Below are 4,746 nucleotides of genomic sequence, written 5' to 3'. Positions count from 1 at the left end.
ATATACAATAATACATAAAGAAAAGGAGATATATATAAAAAAATATAGAGTAATAGACACAACTTAAATAGTATGAATAGTTTAGATTGTAAAAACATGAAGAAGAAAACAAAAAATCCTTAAGAGTACTAAGGAAAAATGAGGGAGATAATATGGGGAATAATTCAAAACATAAAACTAGAAAAATACTTGCAGCTACTGCTACAGTAACTATGCTTGCGACTGGAATGATTTCTTCATCAGATGTCTTTGCAGAGGAAACGCAGCAGCAAAAAAATTTATCGACATCACTGCAAAGTGAAAAATCAGTTAAATCAGAAAATAGAACATTTACAGTCCCAGGAAAAGGGGATGTTGAGGTACTGAAACAACAGGAAAGAAAAAGTATGGCATTTAGTCCATATGAACCAACTGGTTTATATGCAAAGCCAAATGAACAAATAACGATTAATGTAGAAGGTAATCAAGATATTCAGGTGTATATTGGAACGTATTCGTATGATGCTTCTTGGAGAGAAGATTCTAAGATAAAATCATTTACATTAAAACCTGGTATAAACACAATCCAATCTCCAAATGGGGGGATGATTTATTTTTATAATAAACAACAAGGTGGTAGCATTCGAACAACAATTACAACAGGTGGAACGACTACGCCTTTCTTTGAACTAGGAAAGCATACGAAACAAGATTTAATAAACATGCTGGACCAGTATCCTAATGCACATGCAGTAGAGTTAAAAGGAGAACGTGTATTAATTACGGCTAGCCCTGCACGTGTTAAGAAATATTTGTTGGGTTCTAATACAGATCCTGTACAACTCTTAAAAAAGATGGATGAAGCTACCCGAATTCAAGACAAAGTAGCTGGATTATCCGAAGAACAAGTAGATAAACATTATGTTCATTACGTAGAAGAAAATCATTCTCCTGATTATTATATGTATGCAACTTCTTATCGAACCGCATATGTAGGAGATGCAATCCAATACGTGTTAGATATTAATAAATTTATAACAGATGGCTGGGGCCCTTGGCATGAGGCAGGACATTTGAGACAACAATCGCCCTGGAAGTTTTATAATATGACAGAAGTACAAAATAATATATACAGCCTTTCTGTAGAAAAAGCATTTAATCAACCATCCAACTTAGAGAAAAGCGGAATTTATCCAAAAGCATTTCAATATCTAGAACAAGTGAATAAAAATTATGATGAAATTAGCGATGTTTTTGTAAAGCTTGTTATGCTTTGGCAACTACAGTTAGCGTATGGAGAGGATTTCTATCCTAAATTGCATCAATTGTATAGAGACATGCCTTCAAGTGAACTTCCACAAACTGATGAAAATAAAAAACAATTATTTATGATTTCAGCATCAAAAGTAGCCAAACAAAATTTGATTCCTTTCTTTGAGAAGTGGGGATTACGTCCAAATAACGATACCATTCAAAAAGTAGCTGCATTAGGATATCCAATTTTAACAGCAGAGATTTGGAAGGGTACGGATTCTAATCCAATTAAACCAGATATGCCTAATGTAAATAATATTTTAGAAGGAAACCAGTTTGCATGGTCACTAAAAGGAATTAGTGATTTCGAGTTTGCTAAAATTAATTTCAATAAATCGACAGAAGAAATGCAAGTAGACTTAAAATCAGGCGTACCGCATCATTATTTTAATGAAACATATGCGAGTATTAAAGTACAAAATGCATCAGGGAAAGTAGTATACAATAAAGACATTTATGGAAATAAACAACAAAATGCTGAATCGCAAAAAGTTTCAGTCAAAGTAGGAGATTATATTGAGTTAACACATCTAGAAGGTGTGCATAGAGCTACTCTCACAAATGTAGATAATAGTAAACAAGAGAGCTTTGGAAAAAAAGCCATGTACGAAGTTACAAAGGAAGGTCTGAAGAAAGTAAATCAAATTGTTAATCCGAAACCGGACACAGAAGCTCCAACACAGCCACAAGGATTATATGCAAGCAACCTTACTTCTAACAGTGTAGAGCTAAAATGGAATCCTTCTACAGATAATGTAGGTGTAAAAGAATATCAGGTATTACGCGATGGACAATTGATTCAAACGGTACAAGGAACGACGTTTACTGATCAAAACTTAACAGTTCATAAGGAATATAAATATGCAGTGAAGGCTGTAGATGCAGCTGGAAATACATCAATCCAAAGTGAAATTCTTCTTGTAAAAACCAAAGATCAAAATGTATCTTATGAAAAATGGGATCCAAAGAAGGCATATACAAAGGGCGATAAAGTAGAACATCAAGGGACAGTGTATGAAGCTGTTCAAAATCATCAAGGAAATGGTGACCCGAATTGGATATTTGCACTATCGTTATGGAAAGCAATTACAATCAATTAATATGTAAGAATCAGATGTAAAGATAGAACAACATCCAGTATTTTAAAGAATTACTGGATGTTGTTTGAATTTTGATAGATTTCTCTACTACGTTAGTATTCAATAATAAAAATTAGAAAAGGATGTAGATTAGTGATTAGTCAGAAAACGAAGAAAAGATTTAATAAAGTTATTATAATGACCGCAGCATGTAGCATGTTTTCTATGTTTGGAACGTCTATTTTGCACACTAAAGCTGCAACACATTCAGCTGCTCCAGCAGTTTATGTGAGTCCCAAAAATATACCTGCCTCAGATATTATTAGTATAGACTGGTCACCAGTTCAGACACCACCTTATACGTACTGGGCTGTACACAACTGGAATGCAGGTGGTGAAGCTGGAGGATATGCTGGTTTTCAACAACAAAGTGGGTTCGATGAAAATGGAAAACGTACTTTACATTTTGCCTTATGGGATCCAATTTCCTCTAAAGAAGCAATAAAGGCCGAATACTTATCTCCGAATTCGCAAGCTGGACCCTTTGGAGGAGAAGGAACAGGAATGAAGGTTCAAACAACTTATGGTTGGAAAGACTACAATTGGTACACAATGACAATGCGTTCATGGCAAGAAAATGGTCATACTAAATTTGGACAATGGATGAAAGATGTAACAAAGAATAAATGGCATCAAATTGCAATTATGGACTTTCCGGTTGCTAATGTTGCATTTAATCATGGGTTAGGAATGTTTCAAGAAGACTGGGCTGATAGTGGACAGAATGTTCGAGAAGCGCGCCTGAAAAATGGTTATAGCCGAAAATTAGTTGATAAACAATGGAGTTCTTGGAATAATCAAAGTATTTCTGGAACGCATGATAATACTTATCAATATGATGGAGGAGCTACTTCAGAATATGTATGGGTCAAAGCAGGAGGTAATACGCAGTCTACTATTGGGGCAGGAAAAATATTCACGCTAAATCAACCTACTCAACCTGAAATAGGAAAACTAGATTATGATATCCAATCTATATATTATGAAAATGAAAAATTAAATGTATCTTGGAAACTAAAAGAAAATAGTACACCGCAATTTAAGGGGAAAATTGAAATTTATAACAATGAAAATATGACGGGCCAACCTATTAGCGTAATTGATGATATTAAATCTTATCAAAATGGAATCAGTCAATCTATATCATTACCAACAAGTGCTTATGCAAAAATTGTATTAACGGATATATTTGATCGAACTGTTGAGAAAAAGGTACAAATCAAAAATGAATCTCCAAACATTTTTGAAGGTAATGAATTTGCATGGTCGTTGAAAGGGATTGGAGATTTTGAATTTGCGAAAGTAAATTTAAATAAATCAACAGAAGAAATGCAAATAGATCTAAAAGCAGGTGTACCACATAACTACTTTGATAGTACATATGCAAGTATTAAAGTGCAAAACACATCAGGTAAAGTGGTCTATAACAAAGAGATTTATGGAAACAAACAGCAAAATGCTGAATCGCAAAAAGTTCCAGTCAAAGTAGGCGATTATATAGAGTTAAGACATCTAGAAGGTGTACATAGAGCTACTCTTACAAATGTAGATAATAGTAAGCAAGAGAGCTTTGGAAAAAAAGCTATATACGAAGTTACAAAGGAAGGCCTGAAGAAAGTAGAAAAAATGCCAGAAGCAACAATTTTAGAAGGAAACAAGTTTGCGTGGTCATTAAAAGGATATAATGATAGAGAAATTGCAAAAGTAGATTATGATAAAACGGTAGAAGAGATGAAGGTAAAACTAGAATCAGGTGTACCACATTCCTATTTTGCTAGTACATATGCGAGTATTAAGGTTCAAAATTCTTCTGGCAACGTTCTGTACAATAAGGAAATCGTGGGAAATAAACAACAAAATGCTGAAAGCCAAACTGTGCCCGTCAAGGTAGGGGATTACATTGAATTTACCCATATAGAAGGAGAAGCAACAAAGGAAAAAACGCGAGCAACTTTAACTAACCTTGAAAATAACAAAAATGAAACCATTGGAAAGACAGCGAGGTATCAAGTGACAAAAGAAGGCTTGAAGAAAGTAGAGAAAATGCCAGAAACAACGGTTTTAGATGGAAATCAATTCGCTTGGTCATTAAAGGGATATAATGATCGAGAAATCGCGAAAATAGAATATAACAAAGCAACAGAAAAAATGCAGATTAAATTAGAAGCGGGTATCCCCCATTCTTATTTTACTAATACGTATGCAAGCATTAAAGTCCAGAATTCATCCGGTAATATTTTGTACAATAAAGAAATTATAGGAAATAGACAACAATCTGCTGAGAGCCAAACTGTTTCAGTCAAAGTAGGAGATT

Annotated in this window: 2 protein-coding genes; both read left to right on the top strand. The window is 34.0% G+C overall.

Features of this window, described 5'->3' with window-relative positions; genetic code table 11:
• The first annotated feature begins 152 nt into the window (after positions 1 to 152).
• Positions 153 to 2,393, top strand: coding sequence for a M60 family metallopeptidase (locus ABWK52_RS19355; protein ID WP_098542068.1), 2,241 nt, complete (start codon positions 153 to 155; stop codon positions 2,391 to 2,393).
• 132 nt (positions 2,394 to 2,525) lie between these two features.
• The coding region (locus ABWK52_RS19350; protein WP_353772078.1) for a putative mucin/carbohydrate-binding domain-containing protein at positions 2,526 to 4,746 on the top strand (2,221 nt) is incomplete at its 3' end.

It is taken from the genome of Bacillus sp. AP50 (genome assembly GCF_040492675.1).
Classification (GTDB): domain Bacteria; phylum Bacillota; class Bacilli; order Bacillales; family Bacillaceae_G; genus Bacillus_A; species Bacillus_A cereus.
This window is presented reverse-complemented; position numbering and strand designations above follow the sequence as displayed.